Here is a 21,832-nt window from a genome sequence, read left to right as displayed (position 1 = left end):
CGGGCGGGACGACTGTGACGGGCGGTGGCCGATTCCGTACCGGTGCGGGAACCACGTTCCGGTACGGACCGTGGATGCTGATGCAGAATGCGACGGGGCTGGACGGGGGCAAGGGGCCGCTGACCAAGGCCGGCGGCGAGGAACGCGAGTGGGGGAAGCATGTCGCGTTGGAAAGCGCTGCCCGCGGAACTGGATCCGCGCGTCCGGCAGTTACTGCTGCGCTTACGCAGGCTGAAGGACCACAGCGGCCTGAGCCAGCGGCAGCTGGCCGCGAAGACGGGGTACAGCACGAAGTCGTGGGAACGGTATCTGGGCGGCAGATCGCTGCCGCCCCGGGCCGCCGTCGAGGCGATGGCCCGGATCAGCGGTGAGGATCCGACCCGGCTGCTCGCCCTGCACGAAGTCGCCGCCGAGGCCTGGGGAGACGGCCGCGCGGACGCCTCCGCAGCGCAGCCGGCCGAGGCGGAGCCGGAGACCCTGTCGGCGGGGGCCGAGAGCGCGCGATCTCCCCGGCGTTCCCCGCGCGTCGCGCTCGTGGCGGGCGCGGTGGCCCTGGTACTGGCCGTCTCCGCGGCGGTCCTCCTGGTCGTACGGCTCCAGGACGGCGACGGCGAGGCAGCGGCGGCTCCCCGCGTCTCGTCCGGCGCGCCGGCGTCGGCGTCGCGGTCGGCGCCCACGTACACCTGCCGATTGGAGCGGACCGACGGCCGCTGGTACGCGGGCAACAGCCGTACCCAGGACGCCATCCTGGCGCACGGCCAGGCCGGGCCGGAGGTGGCCGAGGCACAGTGCCTGCTGCGCAGGGCGGGCATCGCGCCGGGGGACATCGACGGGATCTACGGTCCGCTGACCCAACGCGCGGTCGAACGCGTGCAGAAGCGGGCCGGCCTGGTCGTGGACGGCATCATCGGGCCGCACACCTGGAAGGCCCTGCGGGGATGACTCGGGAATGACTCTGGGATGACTAGGACGACACCGTCGCCGGAACGCTCCCGCCTCGCCGCCGCGCTGCGGGAGCTGAAGCAACGCACGGGTCTGAGTCTGGCGGCCCTGGCGGAGCGGACCCCGTACAGCAAGTCGTCCTGGGACCGCTATCTCAACGGCAGGACGCTGCCGCCGCGCCAGGCGGTGCGGGACCTGTGCCGTCTCGCCCGTGAACCGGAGGGGCGGTGCCTGGCGCTGTGGGAGATCGCGGAGTCGGAGTGGAGCGGACGCGCGACGGAGGTAGCGGAGGCGGGTGCGGGCGCGAGTACAGATACAGATACAGATGCGGATGCGGATGCGGATGCGGGTGCGGGTGCGGGTGCGCCGAAGCAGTCGCCTCGGGGCCCAACAGTCGCGACCCTGCTGGTGTCGGTGTGTGCCGTGGTCCTCGGGTGCCTGGCGGCGGCCCTCCTCCTGCTGCCGGACCAGGACGGCGGACCGCGGTCATCGGTGTCCGCGTCCCTCACCCCGTCCGCTTCCGCGGACCCCACCGGCCCCCGTTGCCGGGGAGCCGCCTGTGAGGGCAAGAACCCGCTGCACATGGTCTGCGGCGCCGGCCCGGACACCCTCGCCTCGCATCTCACGGCCACCGGAGCCCGGATGGAACTGCGCTACAGCGAGGCGTGCGGGGCCGGTTGGGCCCGGATGTGGGGTACGCGGATCGGCGACCGGATCCAGGTGAGCGCGGACGGTCGTACCCATGGCGCCGAGGTCTCGGACGAGATCGACGCGGAGGCATACGTCTACACCGCCATGCTTGCGATCCGCCCCGGCACCGTCCTGCGGGCCTGCTTCCGGGCCGCGGCGGGCGGTGAGAGGGAATGCTTCGACAGCCGCGCTGTGCGAGCAGCTTCGCCGTCCAGTTGATCCCGCCCACAAACCGCCACGGTCAGCCCCCGCCGCGGAACGCGTCGAGGACGTGGGGCCAGGCTGCCGTCCCCAAGAGCGCGTCGGCTTCGGGTGTGCCTCCGTACTGGAAGCGTGGGGAGGGCGACGCCTGGCCCTCGCCCGGAAGACGTGGGCGGTGGCCGGCGTCGTGGCGGGTGATCAGACGTACCGTCGCCCCGGCCGAGCGCCTGCGTTGTGCCAGTCGTTCGGCGAAGGGAAGGGACGGCCACATCGCGTCGTCGCCGCCCGCGACCAGCAGCAGATCCGCTCGCGCCTGCTCCACGGGGATCTCCGCCGGAGGGAGCAGATCGGCGAACGTCCGCTCGCTCAGCTCGTACCACCCGCGGATGGCGACCGGCCCACCGTCCGGCTCCGCGGGAGCCGCCGGAGCCGCCGGAGCCGCCGGAGCCGCCGGAGTCGCCGGAGCCGCCGGAGCCGCCGGAGTCGCCGGAGCCGCCGGAGTCGCCGGAGTCCAGGAGTCGTCCAGCGGGACGAAGGGCACCGGCTGCTCTCGCCAGGTCCAGGACGATCGATAAGGGCGGTGGGCTCCATCGCGCCCCGGTCCGACGTTGCACCAGACCCGGGACGTGGGCGACATCGCGACGACGACGTCCACGCGCGGATCATGCACCGCCGTGAGCAGCGCCGCCTCAGCCCCCTTGGACGTGCCCAGAATGCCGATGCGTCGTGCCCCGTTCGACCGGAGGAAGTCGACGGCGGCGGTGAAGGTCTCCAGGGGGATCTCGCAGATCCCCGGGGACTGCCCCGGCCCGCCGAACCAGCGGATCGACACGGCCGTCATGCCCTGCTGGGCCAGGATGCGCGCCCTCTCCCGTTCGACGCGCCCGCTGGATCCCGCCAGGACCAGGACACCGATGTCACTGCCGCGGGCGGGAGCGACCAGGACGCCTTCCCAGGGGTCGGTCAGCTCGCGCTCAGAGGTCGTCGACATCGACCAGCCCGTCCTGGACAGCGCGGGCGACCAGGCTTGCCTTGGTCCGCGCGGGGCGGCCGACGTTCGCGTACTTGATCCGGACCCGGTCCAGATAGGAGTTGACCGTCCGTACGGAGATGCCGAGACGCTGGGCGACCAGCTCCTTCGACTCCGACTGGAACCACTCGATGAGCACGTTCTCCTCGCGCACGGAGAGCTGGGGGCGGTCGGCGCGGGCGTTCGTGCCCAGCGCGCCGGCCAGCGCGGGCGGCATGTAGGGCCGCTCATCGGCCGCTGCCAGCGTCGCCTCGACCAGGTGGTCTCGGCCCTCGCTCTTGGTCAGAAAGGTCGCGGCTCCCAGGTCCAGGCAGCTGAGCGCGGTCTTCTCGTCGTCCCGCATCGAGTAGACGATCACCTGCCGCCCGGCGTCGACAAGTCTTCGAAGGCTGCTGAAGGCGGGGCCGCCCTCGCCCAGTTGCAGATCGAGGACGACGACGTCGGCCGTGCTGCCCGGCTCGGTCCAGGCTTCCTTCACGGAGTCGCCGGCCGCGACCACGGTGATGGGCCGCCGCGATGCGGCGTACCACATCTCCACGCCGGAGAGGATGGCGGGATGGTCGTCGATGATGACCACGCTGACTGGTGCGTCGTTACTCATGCAAGGTCAACTCCCCGGACCGCCGATCTTCTCCAACTGGCCTCCACCCACACACTTCCGCCCCGCGTCGTTCTGGCCACGGACACCTTCGCGTCCGTGGCACCGCCCTGCGACGCGGCAGCCTCTCCCGTGCCGCGGCCGTCGGCGCAGTCCACGCCGACCACGCTCACACGTACCGCGCCGGGGGTCCACACGACAGTGACCCGCGCGGTCGAGCGAGTATGGCCCAGCGTCACCGCCACCGGGTCGATCAGCTCCCTGCGTATTTCCACAGGCACCTCACCCGGCCGGCCTCGTACGGCCAGGCTCACCGTCGCCCCCTGGTGTTCGGCCACCTCGACGCATGCCCGCAACTCGTTCAGCAGCGGGTCGGAGACGGCATCGCCCTCGGCGAACAGGCGGCGCATACGGGCGGCTTCCACGCCGCACCGCAGCCTGACCTCCTCGTCGTGCGGACTCAGCGCACCGTGGCCGAGGCCCACCAGCAGCGGCACTGTGGTCGCCGTCAGGGCGCGGTAGCGCTCCTTGTGGTCACGCTGCCTGTCCTCGTGGATGCGTTCCCGGGTACGCAGTTCTTCCTCCTGCGCGGCCGCGACCCCCGCCGCCGGCGCCGTACCGTGCAGCAGGTGCGTCATGAGCGCACCGACGGAGAACTGGAAGCCGCAGGCGGAAATCGTGGAGATCCCCATGACCGCCAACTCGGCGGCGGTGGGCGCCCCCGACAGGAACACGGCGGTCGCGTTGAGCCCCATGTGCGCTCCGAGGAAGGCCGCGAACGCCCGGACCCGCAGGTCCGCCAGCAGGAACAGCGCATGCCAGCCGACCACTCCGAACGCCCAGTCCGGCGGACCTGTCGACTGCCCCGGCGGGAGCGTGAACGCGCATACCGCCGAAACGGCCAGCACCGAGCCCACGCTCCACCCGCGCACCCTCGGCGGGATCTGCCTGCCCCGCAGCAGATAGGCGCCCCCGGCCACCGCGACGGCGGCGAGGCAGACGAAGGCGGCTGTCTGTGCCCACGCGGGGCGGTACACGTCCTGGTGGACCACGAGCCGGCGCAGCGAGACGGTGAACTGCCACACCAGGCTGATCAGCAGCACGGCCAGTTGGGTCCCGTAAAGGAGCCGCCCGCGGATGAAGCGGACGGCGGCCGTGTGCTGTGGCTGGGGGCGGGGCGGGCGCGGTACGTCCGTCACGTGCGCTCCGTCCGGTGGCTGTGACGCCCAAGTCCGGTCGTGCCAGCGCCACTGCACGCGGGTCCCGGTGCCCGGATACGAGGTGACGGAAGCGGAGCCGCCGACCGCGTGCATCCTGCCGATGATGGAACCGGAGATGCCCCGGCGCCGTGCGGGGACGGCCTGCGGGTCGAAGCCCCGTCCCGCGTCGGACAGTTCGACGACGGTGCCGTCCCCCTCCGTCCATGCCCTGAGCTCCGCTTCCGGCACCCCGGCATGGCGTGCCACATTGGTGACGGCCTCCCGGACGCCGTTGAATATCGCGAGTCCAGGGCCGGACGGAATCGCGAGCGGGCCCTCGATGTGCGTCTTGAGCCGCACCCTGGCCTGTCCCTCACCCTCGGGCACACAGCCGAGAAGCGCCGCGAGGTCGACGCTCCCCGTCTCGAATCCGGGCACGGCGGACAATGCCTCCAGATCCTGTCTGGCTCGTGGAGGCAGCCAGGACCAGTCCCGGCCGTCGCCCTGGGAGACCATCAGCAGCGTCGCGCTCGCCGTGTCGTGGAGGGTCGCCAGGTACTCGCGCTCGGTCGCCCTCCGTGCGGCGGCGACCTCGACTTCCCGGCGCGCCGCCGCCCTGGCCGCGGCCGACCGGTCGGCCGCCCTGGCCAGCGCCCGAACCACGAGGTAAGCGGCCCTCGACAGGCCCACCTGGATCAACATGCGCAGCTGGGGTACCAGGTCGGGGCTCTGACCGGGCGAGGAGAGGACATCGCCCAGCACGCAGACGACGACCCCCACCGCGGCCAGGCCGAACCCGGCCACGGGGCGCGTCGCCCACTCGTATTGGAAAGCGACGACGCAGATGCCGACAACCGCCTCCACCATCACGTCCGCGCCCTCGCCGCCGATCACCGGCTGAGACAGCCCGGTCAGCACCAGCACCGACGCGTCCAACGTCCACAGCAGGGCCGACGGGAGCGGGTGGCGCAGCGAGTAGAGGCGCACACCGCAGGCCAGGACAGCGGGTACCAGGAGAGACGTCGCCAGGGGAATCTCCGAGGCATCCGCCGAGACGACGCCCAGCGCACTGCACAGGCAGACCACCGTGGACCGGAGCCACACCCCGTACCGCTCGAGGGCCAGGATCAGCAGGCGCTCGCTGGACCCCCCGTTACCCACGTGCCCCCCGAGCCGCATGGGGTCAAGCGTAGTTGACGGTTGGGGGGCGGCTGCTCCTTGTGGGGCGAACGACCGGCACACCCTGTGAACGGGCCGGGCTACTGTGCCGCTCGTCGCCGGAAAAAACGCTTGAATCCGGCGCCAGAAACCAACCATCAATCACGGGGAATTTCCATGCAGAAAACACAGAGACGGCTCACGCTGTTTCTTTCCGCGATGCTGGCAGTCGCCATCACCATGCTTACGGTCACGCCGGCCAATGCGGCGCCGTCCCGGTCGGACGGGTCCGGTAACCGGGTCATCTTCGTTCACGGGTTCGCTCCGGACGGCAACCACGACTGCGCCGACTACTTCCGTTCCGCCCGTACGCATTTCGCGAACAAGGGGTGGAGGGGAAACCTGCTGACCTTCGGCTACTACTCGGGCAACACGAATTGCTCGCACAACGTCAGGGGCGGCCGTGACACGGCCATCAAGGATGTGGCCAAGGCGTTCGCGAACTACGTCTACAACAACTACTCGAAGAGGAACATAAAGGTCGACGTCGTCGCCCACTCCATGGGCGGTCTCGTCGTGCGCGCCGCACTGCGCTACACCGCCCTCGGCGCCGCGGGCTTCCCGCAGGGCCCTCTCTACATCGAGGATGTCGTCACGCTCGGCACCCCGCACGGCGGAACTACCTTCTTCTGTCCGAACACGTTGCAGCAGTGTGCGGACATGGAGCCGGGCAGCCCGTTCCTCAACAACCTCCGGAGCGTCATGCCGAATTCCGGGATGAGGGGCGGCACCGACTGGACCACCGTTTCGTCGTACAACGACGGAATCGTCTCCGAACATTCCGGCATCGCCGGCATCGCGGAGCATGAAGTCCAGTACAACGACGGAATCAGCCACAACGAACTCCGGACCATCCGCTCCGGAAGGTACAACAGCAGGGCCAAGCACACCGCGCGGGGCAACACCTGGTCCAGTTGGCAGGAACGCGTCTCTCCCTTGGAGCAGGCACGCCTGTCGGTGCTCTTCGAATCCACCATGTAATCTCCGGCATTCGACGGGAGGTGCGGTCGCCACAAGGCGACCGCACCTCTGCGGTGTCACCGGCTCATCACCAAGCGAACTCGCACCACACGAACTTCCCCGGATCCCGCTCCCCCACCCCCCACTTGTCCGCCAGCTCCGACACCAGCAGCAGCCCGCGCCCGCCCTCGTCCCACTCCCGCGCCCGCGTCTGCGGCACGGCCGGATCGCCGTCCCCACTGTCGTGCACCTCGACACGCACCCCGCCGCACGGCAGCGGCAGCAGTCGCAGCAGGAAGCCGCGGCCGGGCGGGACGCCGTGGACGAGGGCGTTGGTGGCCAGTTCACTGACGCACAGCACGATGTCGTACGCCCGTTCCCGCACGGCCAATTCGGCCAGGGCCTCGCGTGTGAACGCACGGGCGGCGGGGACGGACTGGCGCTCGCGCCGGTAGAAACGCTCGCGTGGGGACGGGGGTTGAGTTTCGGTGTTCACGGGACGAGAGTCACGCTACGTGGCCATTATGTGACAGTACGCGCACCCGTACAGCTGGGTTGTACGAGCGCGCGACAGTGAACGTACGCGCGCGGGTGGGGAGTTGGACCGCATGAGCACCACGACTCGACGGTCACGCAGGAACGCCTCGGCGATGAAGATGGTGGGCGCGCTGCTCGCCCTCTTCCGCGAGGCCGCCGGATACACGCAGAAGTCATTGGGCGAGCGGTTCGTCGTAGGCGAACAGCAGATCGCCTCGATCGAGCAGGGCAGACGGCCATTGAAGCCGGACCTGGCCGAGCAGCTTGATGAACTGCTCTGCACGAAGGGGGCGTTGTCGACGGCGCTGAGCAGGATGCCGGAGGTTGATCTCATCCCGCTGTGGGCGGAGGAGTATCTGGATCGGGAGCGGGAGGCTATTGCGATCTCCTGGTACGAGAGTCTGCTGATCCCAGGTCTGCTCCAGACGGAGGGGTACGCGCGGGAGGTCTTCCGCAATCGCGTGCCGGTCTACGACGAGGACGAGATCGAGCAACTGGTCGCGGCCCGCATCGAGCGGCGGGAGATCCTGCACCGCCGAGTGCCGCCCGTGATGAGCTTTGTGATCTGGGAGGCGGCACTGAAGGATCAACTGGGCGGGAAGGCCGTGTACGTCGAGCAGCTGCGACACCTGCGGGAGTACGCCGATCTGCCCGGCCTGGCGCTCCAGATCCTGCCGCTCGGCCGCACCTCGCACGCCGGACTCGAAGGCCCCTTCATCTTGCTGGAAACCCCCGAGCACCAGCGGCTGGCGTACAGCGAAACCCAGCGCGGCAGCACGTTGATCGCCGATCCCGACGAGGTAGGGATCCTGACTCACAAATATGCGATGCTGCGGACGCAGGCCCTGAACACCGAAGACACAAGGGACCTGTTGGACCGTCTTCTGGGAGAACAATGAGCGGCACCGCACTTGAGTGGTTCAAGTCCAGCTACAGCAGCGGCGAGGGCGGCGCCTGTGTCGAGGTCGCCCTCCATTCCACCACCATCCACATCCGCGACTCCAAAACCCCCACCACCCCCCACCTCACCATCACCCCCGCCACCTGGACCGCGTTCCTGAAGCTACCCAACAACCCCGGTTGTTGAGTCGGTTCGGCCCCGGCGAGCGCACGCGTCCCGCAACAATGTGTGCATGAACGACGACTGGCAGCAACAGATCGACGCGCTCCACGAGGAGTTGATCCACCGCGACGACCCCGCCGCCTGGGTGCGGGAGGTCGACGCGGTGGAGGCCACCCGGCGTTACCCCCACCTCGCGTTACGGGGGCCGGTGTTCGGAGTCGCGAAGCAGGATCCGGCGGCCGGGCCTGGGTGGCGGGTGGTGAAGCCGGTGGTGGACGGCATGCCGCAGATGGCCCGGGACGGGCTGAACTCGCACCTGTGGTTCTCCGCGAAGGACGACACCGACGCCCCGGCCGTACGGCGGGAACTGCTGGCGGCCGTCGCGGTGTTGGAGCGGGAGTCGGCGAACGAGGTGACGGCCTGCGGGGTGCGCTACCGGGTGGTGCGCGGGGACGAGTTCGCGCGGGTCGGGGACGACGGCATCGAACCGCCCCGGCCCACCGACCCGGAGCCGGTGGAGCGGTCGTGGGACCGTAAGGTGCGCGACGCCCCGTCCCCGGACATCGGGTTCCTCCTCAACCCGGATCACGCGGACGGCCCGGCCGCGGGCGCGCTGAAGCTGGGGCTGCGTGGCTTCACGTACACGGGCGCCCGCTTCCCCGCCGAGGTCCGCGCGGACTCCGAACTGGCGGTCGCCACCCATCCGGATCTCGTGCTGCTGCCCACCGGTTTCAGCGTGGCCGAGCGCGGCGCGCGCGGCTGGCAGCCGCTCGGTGCCCTCATGTCCACCCCGCACGAGGCCCGGCGCATGCTCTACGACGGGATGGCCGAGACCTGGGCGCTGCTGTACCAGTACGACGACGACAAGAAGGCCCGGTACGCGAAGGCCGCCGAGAAGTACCGGGCGCTCGACCGCGCCGACGAGTTCCGCGTCGACGACCGCGTCTTCCGTATCTGCCGCGTCGAACGCATGCTCAGGATGGGCCCCGACGGTCCGGAGCCCCCGCGCTCCTCGGACCTCGACGAGTACGGGCCCATGAAGATCCACCCGTCGATGGACGAGGACGGCACCATCACCTACGAATGAAACGGTCAGAGCGATGAACACGATTCCCGCGCTGCTGGACCATCTCGTCCTCGCGACCCCCGATCTGGCGGCAACGGTCGGCGACTTCGCCCGGCGTACCGGTGTGACCCCCGCTCCCGGCGGCGTACACGTCGGCCTGGGTACCCGGAACCATCTGGTGTCCCTGGGCGGCACCCGTTACCTGGAGATCATCGGGCCTGATCCGGAGCAGGTCACACCCGGGCAGCCGCGGCCCTTCGACGTCGATCAGCTGGCCGCCCCGCGTGTGCTGACCTGGGCGATCAGCCCGCCCGACCTGGACGCGGCGGTCGCGGCGGCGCGGGCCGCCGGCTACGACCCGGGCCACATACACCCGATGAGCCGCCGCCGGCCCGACGGCACCCTGCTGGAGTGGCGCCTGACCGACGGCGACACCGCCCACCCCTCGGGCCTGGTGCCGTTCCTCATCGACTGGGGTTCCTCCCCTCACCCCACCGCCGCCGACCTGCCCGCCACTCCCCTGCTGGCGCTGTCCGCGAGCGCCCCCGACCCGGACGAGATACGCCCCCTGCTGTCCGCCGTCGGCACCTCGCTCGAACTCGCCTCGGGGCCGGTGGGGTTCTCCTTCACGGTGGACACACCTCGCGGACCGGTGACTTTCGAACCTCCGCCCGCAGCTGTGTGAACTCCCCGGCGGGCAGGTCAGTTGTCCATGCCGCCCGCGAACGGCATCGTCTGCCAGTGGTCGACGGCGGGCTTGAGGTACTCCATCAGCTCGGGCAGCTGCGGGACCAGTGTGAGGGTGGCGACGACCCGCAGCATGCCCAGGGCGTTGACGAAACCCAGGACCTCCTCGTTGAGCGGCCTCATGCCGTTGCGCCGCGCGCCGCGGTTGTAGGCGGCTTCGAGCTCGGGTCCGAGAGCGGCGAGGTCCCACTCGACGGGCCCCAGCGTGACCAGTTCGAAGTCGGCGTAGAGGTCCCCGTCCACCCCGGAGAAGATGTTCGCGGGCGGGGAGTCGCCGTGGAGGGGCTGGAGGGCGACACCCGGGAACCGAGCCTCGAAGGCCGTGCGTGAGCGCACGAGAGGTTCCAGGATCCGCCACTCGCGGCGGGCGCGGTCCAGGTCGGCCGCACCGATCAGGATGGGGTGCTGGTCGAGCCGGGCAAGGCTTTCCGCGACGAAATCCGGATCGGCCGTGGCCAGAAACTCCAGGCGGCCCGGGTAGGCGCGCATGGCCGCGTGCAGGTCGGCGACGCTCTCGGCGTTCGCCACGTAGTCGGGTTCCTTGTCCCGGTCCTCCGGGACGAACGGCCAGAACGTCATCGAGAAGCCGTCGCGCTGCACGGGCTTGTGCGGCACGAGCGGGCTGGGCGCGATCACGGGGGTTCCCTGGTCGGCGAGCCAGCGTGTCACGTCCAGCTCGTCCTGCTGGCGGCGCGCGAGGGCGACCAGGTCGTCCGGGTGCGGCAGGACGGTGGGAATCCGGGCCACCACCGGCGAGGGCGCCAGATGGACGACGACGGAGAAGACGTCGTGCAGCACTGTGGGGTCGGCGACGGTCAGACCGAGTTCGCGCCCTGCCGCGACGGCCGCGTCGACGGCGGCGGAGGTGCGGTCGGCGAGCTGTTGTGGTGTCAGGAAGGTGGTCATATCTCCCTCGTTGCTCCCTCGTTGCTCTCTCGTTCAGCGGGTTTTCTGGCGGTTGGACAGGTCGGGGCGGGGGGCACGGGGTCAGCATCTGCGGCCGGCGCGCAGCTCCAGCCGCTCGCCCTCGAAGCGCTCGCGGAAGCCGCGGTCGTGCGACACCATGACCACCGCCCCTGGGTACGTCGCGAGCGCCGCCTGGAAGTCCTCGACCAGGTCGAGCGCGATGTGGTTGGTCGGCTCGTCGAGGACGAGGAGGTCCCCGGGCCGGGTCACCAGGCGGGCGATCTGAAGCCGCCGCCGCTGTCCCGCCGACAGGGCGGCGACCGGGACGTGCAGGTCCTCCTCGCGGAACAGGCCCAGTGCCAGGAGCTGTTCGGCGTACTCGTCCGGCAGTCCGGGCCGCCCGGCCGCGAACGCGGCGAGCAGCGGGAGCCGCGTGGAGTGCGCCGGCAGTTCCTGCGCGAGATAGCCGATCCGGGCGGGGCGGCGTGCCGTGCCCGCGTCCGGCTCCAGGTCGCCCGCCAGGACGCGCAGGAGCGTTGTCTTGCCCGCGCCGTTCTCGCCCGTGACCAGCAGTCGCTGTCCGGGCGCGATCGTAAGGAGCCCGTCCAGACACAGCCGCTCGCCGACCCGTACGCCGTCCAACTCGGCGAGAGGGCCCTGGGCGGGGCCGTCTGCCGCCGACAGCGAGGTCGTGAAGCGGAGCGGTGCCGGCGGCTCCGCGACCGGGTCGCGCCGCAGCTGGGCCAGGCGCTCCCGGACGGAGCGCACCTGCCCGCCGAGCTTCGCCTCGTGCGAGCGACGGTGCTTGCCGAAACCCTGCTTCGGGTCGCGGCCGGTGGTGGCGAGCCGCCTCTCCGCGGCCTCGAGCAGCTCCTCCATGCGGGCCACCTCCTCGACCCACTCGGCGTACCGCTGCGCCGCGCCGCGTCGAGCGGCGGCCTTCGCGGCGCGGTAGCCGGCCCAGCCGTCGCCGTACCGGAGCACTGTGCGCGCGTCCCGGTCGACCTCGAGGATCGTGGTGGCGATGCGCTCCATGAAGCCGCGGTCGTGGGTGACCGCGACGACGGTGCCGCGGTGTGCGCGCAGGTGCTCCTCCAGCCAGCGCACGGCCGACACGTCGAGATGGTTCGTCGGTTCGTCGAGGAGCAGCAGTTCGGGGGCGGCGGCCAGGACGCAGGCGAGCGCGAGCCTCGACTGCTCGCCGCCGGACAGCGAGCCGAGCAGGCGGTCGCGGCTGATCCGGGCGAGCCCGAGCCCGTGCATCGCGGCATCCACGCGGGCATCCGCCTCGTATCCGCCGCGTTCCTCGTAGGCGATCAGCAGTTCGCCGTACGCGGCGAGATCCTCTTCCGCCGCCTCGCCGAGGGACTCCTCCGCCGCCCGTAACCGGCGCTCCATGTCGCGCAGTTCGGTGAGGGCGAGGTCGACGGCGTCCTGCACGGTGCGGTCCGCGTCGAGGTCGAGGGTCTGGGTGAGATGGCCGGTGCCGCCGGGGAAGCGGACGGTGATCTCCCCGGCGTCCGGCATCTCGGCTACGGCGAGCAGCCGCAGCAGGGTGGACTTGCCGGAGCCGTTCTCACCGATGACGGCGGCCTTCTCGCCCGGACGGACGGTGAAGGAGACCTGGTCGAGGACGGTCCGGGTGCCATAGGACTTGGTGACGTCCTTGACGGACAGCTGTGCCACGGAAGCGGGGGCGGTGGCGCTGTTGGTGGTGGTCGGTACGGCGGTATGGGCGCGGTCGCGCATATGACTTTCCCTGGGCATGCGAAGGGTCTGGGGGCAGTGGAAACGGCGGCATCGGCCGTGCCCGGACTCAGACGAAGAAGAGGAAAGCCATGCGCCCACCTTAACAAGACGAACCGTCTCGCCTCAATACTGGAGTCGCTCGGCCGCGTCCGGGGCCGCCACGTCCCCGAGGAGCTCGGCGAACAAGGCACGTATCCACTCCTTCTGCCCCGCCATGATCGCGTAGGTTCAGCGTGAGCAATCGGGAGACCTGGACGCTGTAGTTGGTCACTGTCGGTAGAGGCTGTCAGGAGTGTGCCGGGCGAAGGCGGCCATCCGTCGGGCGTAACCGTCCGGGTCGCCGAAGTGCACCGCGAGGTGCTCGGCTCCAGCGGCCCGGAAGGCCTCGGCGGTGCGGGCGGCCTCGCCGACGGTGCTGTCCGGGCCATGCCAGTCGATCCGGGTGCCGGGGGACACAGCGCGGCCATCCGTACTCGCCCGCAGGTACGCCAGCCGTTCGGCGAACGCTGCCGGGTCCAGGCCCACGCCCTGCCAGACGTCGGCGTACCGGGCGGCCCGACGCAGGGCGGCGTCGGTGACACCGCCGGTCATCACCGGCACCGGACCGTCGGGGCGTGGCTCGAAGACGCCCCTCTCGAAGCCGTACCAGCGGCCCTCGAAGGGCCCCCGGCCGGCCCGGAACAGGTGCCGGAGCAGTGCGATGGCTTCGTCCGTGCGGGCCGCCCGGCTCCTGAAGTCGGCGCCGACGGCGGTGAACTCGCGTTCGTCCCAGCCGATCCCCACACCCAGGGCGATCCGTCCGCCGGACAGCCCGTGGAGGGTCGCGACCTGTTTGGCCACCACGAAAGGACTGCGCAGGGGCAGGACGAGCACGGAGGTGCCGAACCGGATCCGGGTGGTCGCGGCTGCCAGCCAGCCCATGGTCACCAGCGGTTCGAGGACTCCTCCGTACACCGGGCCGTACTCGCCGGGCGGCAGGATGTGGTCGGGGAGCCATGCCGTGTCGTAGCCGAGGGCCTCGGCCTGCCGTGCCAGGTCGGCGAGTCGGCGCGGGTCGGCCCCCGCGGCCTCGTTCGGGAGGACGACCTGCAGTTTCACTCCGCCTCACCGTCCTTCCCTTCCGAAAGCGAAAGGGAGTGGAGAAAGTCGAGGACGGGCTTCAGCCACTCCTCCGACCGCTCGACCATGACCACATGGTCACTGTCGATCTCCGTGTACCGCGCGCCCCGGATCCCGGCCGCCAAGGCGCGGGAGCCGGCAGGCAGGACCATGCTGTCGGCGGTCGTCGCGACGACCAGCGTCGGGGCGGCGACTTCGGCCAGTTCACCGGTGGTGTCGAGGGAGGGGATCAGGTCGATGTGCGGGTGGAGTGCAGGCGGCACCTCGGCCCGCCAGCCGGGGAGGAGGCCGAGCACATGGTCGTCGGGCCGCGCGAACCCGGCGGTCAGTACGAGCGCGGTCACCCGCTCGGGATGGCGTACGGCGGCGCGCACCGCCACCAGCGTGCCGAGCGAGAAGCCGAGCACCGCGAACCGCCCGACGCCGCGCCGTACGGCGGAGTCGACGACCGCGTCCGTGAGCTCATCGAGGTCCAGTGGGGCGGCGGCGACCGGGGTGCCACCCGAGCCGGGGTAGTCCGGGGCGACGACGGTGTGTGCGGCGGCGAGGGCAGGCAGAACCGGGGCGAAGTTGTCTTCAATGCTGCCGGTGGCTCCGTGGGCGAGCAGAAGTCCTGGGCCGGTTCCGGTGACGGTGGTGGCGAGGGCGGGGAATGAATCGCGCATGCCTCGTACGTTGACCCATCACACCGGTGTGAAGGTCAAGTCCCAGGCGTGGTGAGGAGAATCGGTGCTGATAGGCGAGCTGTCACGGCGGACTGGAGTTGTGGCCCGGCTGCTGCGGTACTACGAGGAGCAGGGCCTGCTGTGTCCCGGCCGCGACAGCAGCGGATACCGCGTGTACGCGCCCGACGCCCCGTACATCGTCGCCCGCATCCGGGGCATGCTGGCGGCCGGGCTGACCACCGACGCCATCCGCGAGATGCTGCCATGCGCCACCGACGCCGGGCCGGGGATCGAGCCCTGCCCGGAGGTACTGCGGACGATGACCGCGCACCTGGAGCGGATGGACGCGGACATCGCGGATCTGCACCGCCGCCGGGCCGCGCTGGCCGCGTTCCGTGACGCGACCGAGGCGCGGCAGGGGCAGGGGCAGGCGCAGGCTCACTGAGGGGCGCTGGCCGCCTGGATGCGGGCACCTTGCCGACCACGATCATGGTGCCCGTGCCAGGTCACGGAACTTGCCCGCCGCGAACTTCAGGTGCACGGGGACTCGCCGCTTGCACCGCACCATGCCGCCGAAGCGGCGGCGGACCGGGTTGCCGTGACCGAGTCCGAGGTGCTGCCCGGGAGCAGGTAGGAGGCCCGGATGGAGCCTGGGTGTGCGGTGTCGGCGGGGACGGCCTCCATGGAACGCCCGCCGACGTACCTGGACCGACCCATGCGGATTCGCAGGTCCCGAACGGAGCCGAAGCCGAGGAGGCGCGGCGATCGAGGCCCGGCGCACCGGTCCGCAGCCAGGACCGGCGCCACCGGCCTCCGCTTCGCGTTGGGTCAGCCGACCCGGCCAAGTCATGCCGGCAAAGAGAGTTGGGTGAGGATGAGGGCGAGGGCGTGGCGCGGGCGGCTGCCTGCACCGGTCGGTAGCGGAGTCTCCCCGCTTCGGAGGCAGCCCGGTTCCCGTCCCGCGGCAGGGAGCGTGTTCAGCGGAATCGGTGGTGAAGCCGGGAGGCGGTACTGCCCAGGCCGGTGGTCTTGCGGCAGCGGGACGGGCGTTGCCCCGGGTGTCGGCTCCGTGGTGAACGTCCTCGCCCACCGCCATGTGAGTACGGTCATAATTTAAAAGTGGTCAGGCCCTTGATCAAGGCCCTCCCTTCTGGTCGTATGGTCGTAATGCAAAAGGCTCCGGAGTGGCGGGCGACAGCATCGTGTGAACCCCGCCGGTCCAAGAGGGCTCCATCCGAAAGGGCATCCCATGAACGCGCTGGTCTTGCCGAAGGCGAAGTCGGGCACGGCGGGCGAGACGTGGGATGCGGAGCGGACAGAGGCCTATGCGCCCGCGGCACGACGTACCCCGGACGCCCCCCGTCCCCTCGCCTCCTTCGCTCGGTTCGTCCTGTTCGGCGGCGGTGTCGGGGTCGCTTCCAGCGCTGCCGTGGCCGGGCTCGCCGGGCTGATGCCCTGGGTTGCGGCGAACGCTCTGATCACCGTCGCCTCGACTCTCCTCAGTACGGAGCTCCACGCACGTTTCACCTTCGGGGCAGGGCATGCCGGATGGCGTCAGCACTGGCAGTCCGCGGGGTCGGCCACGGCCGCCTACGTGGTGACCTCCACCGCGGTACTCGTCCTGCACCTCGTGCAGCCGTCGGCCGGAGTGCTCTACGAGCAGGTCGTCTACCTCACCGCCGCCGGACTCGCCGGTATCGGGCGCTTCCTGGTGCTGCGTGTGTTCGTCTTCGCCGCTGGCCGGACCCGGACCCGGACCACGGTGCGGGCCATGAGCCCGGCGCCGGCGCGGGAAACGGGCGCCAAGGTGTCCCTGCTCTTCCCGGCACCGGCGCTGTGAGCGAACAAACCGTCCGACAGGGTCTCCCTCGCCGATGACCGCAGACTCCGGTAGGCCCCGGAGGGCCCCGCAGCTGAACGTCCTTCACCGGTAAGGCGAGGCGGGCGCCGGGCGGAATGCCGCCCGGCGATACCGGTGGCGGCTCCCGCGGGTGACAGGTTGTCAGTCCTGCGCCCCGCGCCTGCCGAGATCAGCGGCGAGGTCGAGCAGGGACTCGTCGAGTCCCGGTGATGCGATGAGTGACAGCCCCAGCGGAAGCCCCTCGGCCGTCAGGGCCGGCAGGCTCAGGGCGGGTGCCCCCGCGATCGGGGCCAGGCATGTCAGCCGGACGACCGCGAGCCGATCGGCCGGCGCCGCGCCCAGCCGGGGCGCGGGCCCCGGCGTCGTCGGCAGGGCGACCACGGTCGCCGACAGCACTCGGTGCAGGAGGTCGGCGGCCTTCTCGACGATCTCCCGGGCCTTGGCGTGCTCATCGGCGCTGATCGCCTCCGCCGCGGCGAAGCGCGCGGCGACGCCGGGCCCGAAGCGAGGCCGCCTGCTGCGGATCCATTCACCATGGCAGGCCCACGCCTCGGCGCCCTGGACGACCGCGAACGCCGCCCGCGCCCGCTCCCACCCGTGCGCCCCACCGAACAGCGGTTCCTCCCCGACCTCCACGCCGAGCGCCCGGGCACCGGCCAGCACGGCGTCGCGCACCTCCGCAGCGACCGGCAGATCCGTCGGCACCAGCACCCGCTCGAACCCGGGCACGCGATCCACGGGCGTGACGGCGGCTCGCGGATCCGCGCGCACGCCAGGGCCCGTGGGCCTCAAAACCCGCTCCGAGTGGTTCGCGAGCGGGGCGAGGAGGGCCGGCACAGCGATGCGGAGGAGGGAAAGGTCGCGGGCGATGAGGCCCGGCGTGTCGAAGGAGGGGGCAAGGGGGACGATGCCGGAGCGGGGGGCGCGGGAGTGGGTGGGACGGAAGCCGATCAGGCACGTGTAGGAGGCGGGAACGCGGATCGAGCCGGCGGTGTCAGTGCCCAGGGCCAGGTCGGCCAGGTTTGCCGCGACGGCCGAGCCGGAGCCGCTGGAGGAGCCGCCGGGGAGGCAGCCGGGGGCGGCGGGGTTCTCGGGAGTGCCGTAATGGGCGTTGGTGCCGGCCAGGCTGTAGGCGAGTTCATCGGTGTGGGTCTTGCCGATCACGGTGAAGCCCGCGGAGCGGAGGCGGGCGACGGCCTCCGCGTCGCGGCCGGGAACGGGGTGGGTCTCGCGCCAGAGCGGGTGGCCCGCTCCGGTGGGCAGACCCGCGACGTCGATGACGTCCTTGACCGCCATCCGGCGGCCCGCGGCGGCCTCGGTGACGGGCAGCCAGGGGACGAAGGCGGATTCCGCGGTCAAAGGGATTCCAGGGTTAGCTTGGGAACGGCGAAGTGAACGCCCTTGACGGTATCGACGACCTCCAGAAGCTCGACATCCAGGACGTCACCCGGCAGTGCGCCCTCGACCTCGATCGGCCCGGTGGCGACATGCGGTCCATGGACGAACGGGTCATGCGTCCCTGAGCGGGCCGGCTCCGCGGTGTCGTCGAGGACCGCGCCGATCCCGGCCGCCGCGAAGCATGCGGCGGGGTCGCGCCCCTGGTCCTCCAGCAGGCCCTCATGGCTGATCGTCTCGAGGCACACGGCCGTGCCCGAGACGACCCGGTGGACCGGCGGGCCGGCCGCGTTCGGCAGCAGACCCCAGGAGACCTCGCCAGGCTCGGCCGGAAGGTATACATCGCCCGAAATCGCGCCGCGACCAGGCTGTAGTAGGTTCCTCAAAGAAACTTCCGATCGCGAGCGATCACCAGCAGAGATCGTCGTATACAAGCATTCTCGTGAGAGGAATGCCAGCCCGCGAGGGGGAATGTGAGCGCCAGCAGCCGCAGGATGTCGCCGCCGCAGGTGTGCGGCGCGATCCGCGACGACGTCATCCGCGGCACCTTCGTGCCCGGCCAGCGCCTCACCGAGGAGTCTCTTGCCGAGCGATACGGGGTCTCGCGCATCCCGGTGCGCGAGGCGCTGCGCACGCTGGAGGCCGAGGGCTTCGTCCTGTCCCAGCCCTATGTCGGTACCTTCGTCGCCGAGCTCACCGACGACGAGGCCGCCGACCTCCTGGAGGTCCGCGCCTTCCTGGAGCCCCTCGGCGCCGCCCGCGCCGCGCTGCGGCGCACCCCCGAACAGCTCGGCCGCCTCAAAGAGCTGACCTCGCTGGGGCTCGAGGCCGTCGCCGACGGCCGGCTCGACGGAGTGACCCGGCTCAACAGCCGCTTCCACGAGGTGCTCGCCGATGCCTCCGGGAGCGCCACCCTCAGTCATCTCATCACCCAGCTCAGCCAGAAGATCGCCTGGGTCTACGCGGTCGAACTGCCGCGCCGCGCCCACGACTCCTGGCACGAGCACCAGCAGATCTGCGCCGCCCTGGAGGCGGGGGATCCCGAGCGCGCCCGCCGGGTGGTCGCCGACCACATCGCCCAGGCGGCTTCCGCCTACCGCCGCCGGTCCGGCCTCTGACACCGTTGTATACACCCTGACTCGCCTACGCCGGTTTCCTGGACGTCGGCCGCCGTCGCGGGCGGCGGCACCCTGCCCGCCTTCCCTGTCCTGCCGGCCTCGTGGTGCGATCATGCCCCTGACCTGTACTCAGGGGCGACGGCCTAGTTCGCCACCCAGTCGCCGCTCCCCCGCCTGCCGGCAGGTCGGAAGACGGCCATGAAGGGTCGACCGGTGTCCGCGGACTGGATCGCACCGGAAACGATTTAACCTCCGCCGGGAAACACGATCCTTGTATACAAGGGAACCCACAGCTATTGCACGGCTATTGCACAGCTATGCCGTTCCCCGAAAGAGACGTCGACATGACCTCTGGAAACCTGCGCACCGCCGCGATCTGCGCGGCGGTCCTCGCCCTCGCCGCCACCGGCTGCGGGTCCGAGCAGAAGGACGCCGCGACCTCCGCGAAGAACACCAAGATCAAAGTGGGGGTCCTCATCCCCGGCTCGGTCTCCGACGCCGGCTACATGCAGTCCGCCTACGAGGGCATCAAGCGGATCAAGAAGGACCTCGGCGGCCAGGTGGAGATCACCTATGTGGAGAAGATCGCACCCGCCGACTACCAGCAGGCCCTCGTCCGGTTCGCGCAGACCTCCGAGCTCGTCATCTCCATCGGCGGCCAGACCGACGCCGACGTCCGCCGCGCCGCCCAGCAGTTCCCGGCCGTCAAGTTCGTCGAGGTGGGCGGCCCGCCGACCGCCACAGCCAACCTCGCGGCCTACGACCCCAAGCAGGACGACGCCGCGTTCCTGGCCGGCGCCGACGCCGCGCTCGTCTCCAAGAAGGGCAAGGTCGGCTTCATCGCGGGCCTGGAGATCCCGCCGATCGTCGCCGTGGCCAAGCAGTTCGAGGCGGGCGCCAAGCACGCCAGACCCGGCATCACCGTGCTGCCCCCGCAGTACACCGGCGACTTCGACGACGTGGCCAAGGCCAAGCAGGCCCTGACCGCCGACGCGGGCGCCGGCGGCGACGTCTTCTACCAGATCCTCAACAACGGCCTGCAGGGCATGCTCCAGGGCGCCAAGGAGACCGGCACCAAGGTGCTCGGCGGCCCGCTCGTCCAGAAGTGCTCCACCGACTCCGCGTTCGCCGGGTTCACCAAGTCCGACATCGGCTTCGCCACCGAGTACGGAGTGAAGCAGATGGTCGCCGGCACCTGGAAGGCCGAGGCCAAGCCGTTCGGACTGGCCTCCGGCACCGAGGCCTCCGGCATCGTGCTCTGCGGAGCCGACAAGACCGTCACTTCCAAGATCGAGCAGATCCGCGCGGACCTCGCCGCCGGAAAAATCAAGACGAGCTGATGGCAACCCGCACACTGACAGCCACGGCTGTCGCCGAGCAGGTCCGCACCGGCGGCCTCGCCCCGACGGACCTGGTCGAGGAGTTCCTTGCGCACGCCGCCGGCGTCGAGCCCGAGATCCACGCCTTCTGCACCCTCGACGCCGAAGGCGCCCGGAAAGCCGCCGCCGATCTGGAGCGCAGGATCGCCCGCGGTGAGGACCCGGGACCGCTGGCCGGGGTGCCGGTCGGTGTCAAGGACCTCATCTGCACCCGGAACCTGCGCACCACGTTCGGGTCCACCGCCTACCGCGACCATGTCCCGGACGAGGACGACATCGTGGTGGAGCGGCTGCGCGCCGCCGGCGCGATCGTGGTCGGCAAGACCAACACCTCGGAGTTCGGGTACGCCGCGGTCGGCGACAACCTCCTTTTCCCCCCCACCCGCAACCCGTGGAACACCGCGCTGAGCCCCGGCGGCTCCAGCGCGGGCTCGGCCGCCGCGGTCGCGGCCGGACTCGTGCCGCTGGCGCTCGGCAGCGACGGCGGCGGCTCCATCCGGATCCCCGCCGCACTCTGCGGAACGGTCGGCTTCAAGCCGTCGATGGGCCGCATCCCCGCCTACCCCGGCTGCAAGGACGAACGGCTCCCCGGCGTCTCCAGCTGGGACGCCCTGGAACACCTGGGCCCCCTGACCCGCACCGTCGCCGACGCCGCCCTCGCCTACGCGGTCCTCACCGGCCCCGATCCCCGCGACCGCTTCAGTTTGCCTGCCGCACCGGCGACCGTGGCCCGGCGTCCCCTCGACGGCCTGCGCGTGGGGCTCTCCTACGACTGGGGCTACGCCGCGGTCGAACCTGAGATCCGGGTGCTGGCCGACCGGGCCGCCGAGGTGTTCGAGGGGCTCGGCTGCGTGGTGGAGGAGGCAGATCCGGGTTTTCCCGATCCGTTCGCGGCGTTCGGAGCGATGATCGCCAACGAGACCGACCTACGGGGTCTGCGGGAGCTCGCGCTCAAGCATGAGCCGGCCCCCTATCTGAGGGGCCTGCTCGACCGGCCCTGGACGGCAGAGGACCTCACCGACGCCCGCGTCGTCCGGCAGCGCGTCTGCCGGACCATGGCCATCCACATGGAACGCTTCGACCTGCTGCTGACCCCTACCTCGCCGATTCCGGCGTTCGTCCCGGGGGACATCGGCCCGACCGTCATCGACGGCCGCGACGTCGACCCGTCCTACTGGCTGTCGATGACGCTCCCGCTCAACCTGACCGGCCAGCCCGCGATCTCGCTGCCCGCCGGACTCACTGGCGACGGCCTCCCCGTCGGGATCCAGCTCGTCGGCCGGCACCTCGCCGACCTGGACGTCCTGAACGCGGCGTTCGCCTTCGAGGAAACCGCTCCCTGGCCGGTTCTGTGAACCGGCCTCCAGCATGCCGCCGGGCGCCGACGGC

The 21,832-nt window shown here is 71.0% G+C and carries 22 protein-coding genes; 12 read left to right on the top strand and 10 right to left on the bottom strand.

All coding sequences use genetic code 11. The annotated features are described in order from the left end of the window. Positions 1 to 159: 159 nt before the first annotated feature. Together AB0I77_RS05230 and AB0I77_RS05225 are read left to right on the top strand one after the other, a co-directional pair. A complete protein-coding gene (locus tag AB0I77_RS05230) occupies positions 160 to 942 on the top strand; it encodes a peptidoglycan-binding protein (RefSeq protein ID WP_363280976.1) in 783 nt (260 codons plus the stop codon). Positions 943 to 960: 18 nt separating this feature from the next. Then, entirely contained in the window at positions 961 to 1,851 is an 891-nt protein-coding gene (locus tag AB0I77_RS05225) for a DUF2690 domain-containing protein (RefSeq protein ID WP_363280975.1), read from the top strand. Between the two features lie 22 nt (positions 1,852 to 1,873). On the opposite strand, the gene AB0I77_RS05220 is transcribed toward AB0I77_RS05225, so the two are convergent. Genes AB0I77_RS05220 through AB0I77_RS05210 form a run of 3 tightly spaced genes read right to left on the bottom strand, consistent with a single transcriptional unit; the run spans position 1,874 to position 5,839 of the window. Beyond that, positions 1,874 to 2,824, bottom strand: a complete 951-nt coding sequence (locus AB0I77_RS05220) for an acyl-CoA thioester hydrolase/BAAT C-terminal domain-containing protein (RefSeq protein WP_363280974.1) — start codon at positions 2,822 to 2,824, stop codon at positions 1,874 to 1,876. Next, complete coding sequence (locus AB0I77_RS05215; RefSeq protein ID WP_363280973.1) at positions 2,808 to 3,464, bottom strand: response regulator transcription factor; 657 nt, start codon at positions 3,462 to 3,464, stop codon at positions 2,808 to 2,810. The genes AB0I77_RS05220 and AB0I77_RS05215 overlap by 17 nt, the downstream gene beginning before the upstream one ends. After that, positions 3,461 to 5,839, bottom strand: a complete 2,379-nt coding sequence (locus AB0I77_RS05210; RefSeq protein WP_363280972.1) for an ATP-binding protein — start codon at positions 5,837 to 5,839, stop codon at positions 3,461 to 3,463. Before AB0I77_RS05210 ends, AB0I77_RS05215 begins: the two co-directional genes overlap by 4 nt. A gap of 111 nt (positions 5,840 to 5,950) precedes the next feature. On the opposite strand from AB0I77_RS05210, the gene AB0I77_RS05205 reads away from it, so the two are divergent. Then, positions 5,951 to 6,859 (top strand): hypothetical protein, encoded by a 909-nt coding sequence (locus AB0I77_RS05205; RefSeq protein ID WP_363280971.1) that lies wholly within the window; start codon positions 5,951 to 5,953, stop codon positions 6,857 to 6,859. A gap of 67 nt (positions 6,860 to 6,926) precedes the next feature. Here the strand turns inward: AB0I77_RS05205 and AB0I77_RS05200 are convergent, their stop codons facing one another. Next, positions 6,927 to 7,334: an ATP-binding protein gene (locus tag AB0I77_RS05200; RefSeq protein WP_363280970.1), complete on the bottom strand. Its 408-nt coding sequence runs from the start codon at positions 7,332 to 7,334 to the stop codon at positions 6,927 to 6,929. A gap of 112 nt (positions 7,335 to 7,446) precedes the next feature. Here AB0I77_RS05200 and AB0I77_RS05195 point away from each other — a divergent pair, with 112 nt between their 5' ends. Genes AB0I77_RS05195 through AB0I77_RS05180 form a run of 4 tightly spaced genes read left to right on the top strand, consistent with a single transcriptional unit; the run spans position 7,447 to position 10,189 of the window. After that, a complete protein-coding gene (locus tag AB0I77_RS05195; protein WP_363280969.1) occupies positions 7,447 to 8,274 on the top strand; it encodes a helix-turn-helix transcriptional regulator in 828 nt (275 codons plus the stop codon). Next, positions 8,271 to 8,462 carry a DUF397 domain-containing protein gene (locus AB0I77_RS05190; RefSeq protein ID WP_363280968.1) on the top strand — a complete coding sequence of 64 codons (192 nt, stop codon included), beginning with the start codon at positions 8,271 to 8,273 and terminating at the stop codon, positions 8,460 to 8,462. Before AB0I77_RS05195 ends, AB0I77_RS05190 begins: the two co-directional genes overlap by 4 nt. Before the next feature lie 46 nt (positions 8,463 to 8,508). Beyond that, the gene (locus tag AB0I77_RS05185; RefSeq protein WP_363280967.1) at positions 8,509 to 9,525 is read left to right on the top strand and encodes a DUF5954 family protein; all 1,017 of its coding nucleotides are present in this window, start codon (positions 8,509 to 8,511) and stop codon (positions 9,523 to 9,525) included. Positions 9,526 to 9,538: 13 nt separating this feature from the next. Continuing rightward, positions 9,539 to 10,189: a VOC family protein gene (locus AB0I77_RS05180; RefSeq protein WP_363280966.1), complete on the top strand. Its 651-nt coding sequence runs from the start codon at positions 9,539 to 9,541 to the stop codon at positions 10,187 to 10,189. 17 nt (positions 10,190 to 10,206) lie between these two features. Here AB0I77_RS05180 and AB0I77_RS05175 read toward each other — a convergent pair whose 3' ends face one another. From AB0I77_RS05175 to AB0I77_RS05160, 4 genes are all read right to left on the bottom strand, one after another. Continuing rightward, on the bottom strand, positions 10,207 to 11,157 hold the full coding sequence (locus tag AB0I77_RS05175; protein ID WP_363280965.1) for an aminoglycoside phosphotransferase family protein: 951 nt from the start codon (positions 11,155 to 11,157) through the stop codon (positions 10,207 to 10,209). Positions 11,158 to 11,238: 81 nt separating this feature from the next. Then, the gene (gene abc-f / locus AB0I77_RS05170; protein ID WP_363280964.1) at positions 11,239 to 12,906 is read right to left on the bottom strand and encodes a ribosomal protection-like ABC-F family protein; all 1,668 of its coding nucleotides are present in this window, start codon (positions 12,904 to 12,906) and stop codon (positions 11,239 to 11,241) included. A 267-nt stretch (positions 12,907 to 13,173) separates the two neighbouring features. Then, positions 13,174 to 14,004 (bottom strand): TIGR03619 family F420-dependent LLM class oxidoreductase, encoded by an 831-nt coding sequence (locus AB0I77_RS05165; protein ID WP_363280963.1) that lies wholly within the window; start codon positions 14,002 to 14,004, stop codon positions 13,174 to 13,176. Then, a complete protein-coding gene (locus AB0I77_RS05160) occupies positions 14,001 to 14,690 on the bottom strand; it encodes an alpha/beta fold hydrolase (protein WP_363280962.1) in 690 nt (229 codons plus the stop codon). The genes AB0I77_RS05165 and AB0I77_RS05160 overlap by 4 nt, the downstream gene beginning before the upstream one ends. A 64-nt stretch (positions 14,691 to 14,754) precedes the next feature. On the opposite strand from AB0I77_RS05160, the gene AB0I77_RS05155 reads away from it, so the two are divergent. Further along, positions 14,755 to 15,135: a MerR family transcriptional regulator gene (locus AB0I77_RS05155; protein WP_363280961.1), complete on the top strand. Its 381-nt coding sequence runs from the start codon at positions 14,755 to 14,757 to the stop codon at positions 15,133 to 15,135. Between the two features lie 804 nt (positions 15,136 to 15,939). Then, positions 15,940 to 16,530, top strand: coding sequence for a hypothetical protein (locus AB0I77_RS05150; protein ID WP_363280960.1), 591 nt, complete (start codon positions 15,940 to 15,942; stop codon positions 16,528 to 16,530). A 162-nt stretch (positions 16,531 to 16,692) separates the two neighbouring features. Here AB0I77_RS05150 and AB0I77_RS05145 read toward each other — a convergent pair whose 3' ends face one another. Then, complete coding sequence (locus AB0I77_RS05145; protein ID WP_363280959.1) at positions 16,693 to 17,910, bottom strand: amidase family protein; 1,218 nt, start codon at positions 17,908 to 17,910, stop codon at positions 16,693 to 16,695. Next, entirely contained in the window at positions 17,907 to 18,380 is a 474-nt protein-coding gene (locus AB0I77_RS05140; RefSeq protein WP_363280958.1) for a hypothetical protein, read from the bottom strand. Before AB0I77_RS05140 ends, AB0I77_RS05145 begins: the two co-directional genes overlap by 4 nt. A gap of 39 nt (positions 18,381 to 18,419) precedes the next feature. Here AB0I77_RS05140 and AB0I77_RS05135 point away from each other — a divergent pair, with 39 nt between their 5' ends. From AB0I77_RS05135 to AB0I77_RS05125, 3 genes are all read left to right on the top strand, one after another. After that, the gene (locus AB0I77_RS05135) at positions 18,420 to 19,064 is read left to right on the top strand and encodes a GntR family transcriptional regulator (RefSeq protein WP_363280957.1); all 645 of its coding nucleotides are present in this window, start codon (positions 18,420 to 18,422) and stop codon (positions 19,062 to 19,064) included. A gap of 344 nt (positions 19,065 to 19,408) precedes the next feature. Further along, on the top strand, positions 19,409 to 20,404 hold the full coding sequence (locus AB0I77_RS05130; protein WP_363280956.1) for a BMP family protein: 996 nt from the start codon (positions 19,409 to 19,411) through the stop codon (positions 20,402 to 20,404). Next, complete coding sequence (locus AB0I77_RS05125) at positions 20,404 to 21,798, top strand: amidase (protein ID WP_363280955.1); 1,395 nt, start codon at positions 20,404 to 20,406, stop codon at positions 21,796 to 21,798. Before AB0I77_RS05130 ends, AB0I77_RS05125 begins: the two co-directional genes overlap by 1 nt. Positions 21,799 to 21,832: the final 34 nt, after the last annotated feature.

The organism is Streptomyces sp. NPDC050619 (assembly GCF_040654815.1).
Taxonomy (GTDB): Bacteria; Actinomycetota; Actinomycetes; order Streptomycetales; family Streptomycetaceae; genus Streptomyces.
Note: the sequence above shows the minus strand (reverse complement) of the source record. Positions and strands in the feature narration are given on the sequence as shown.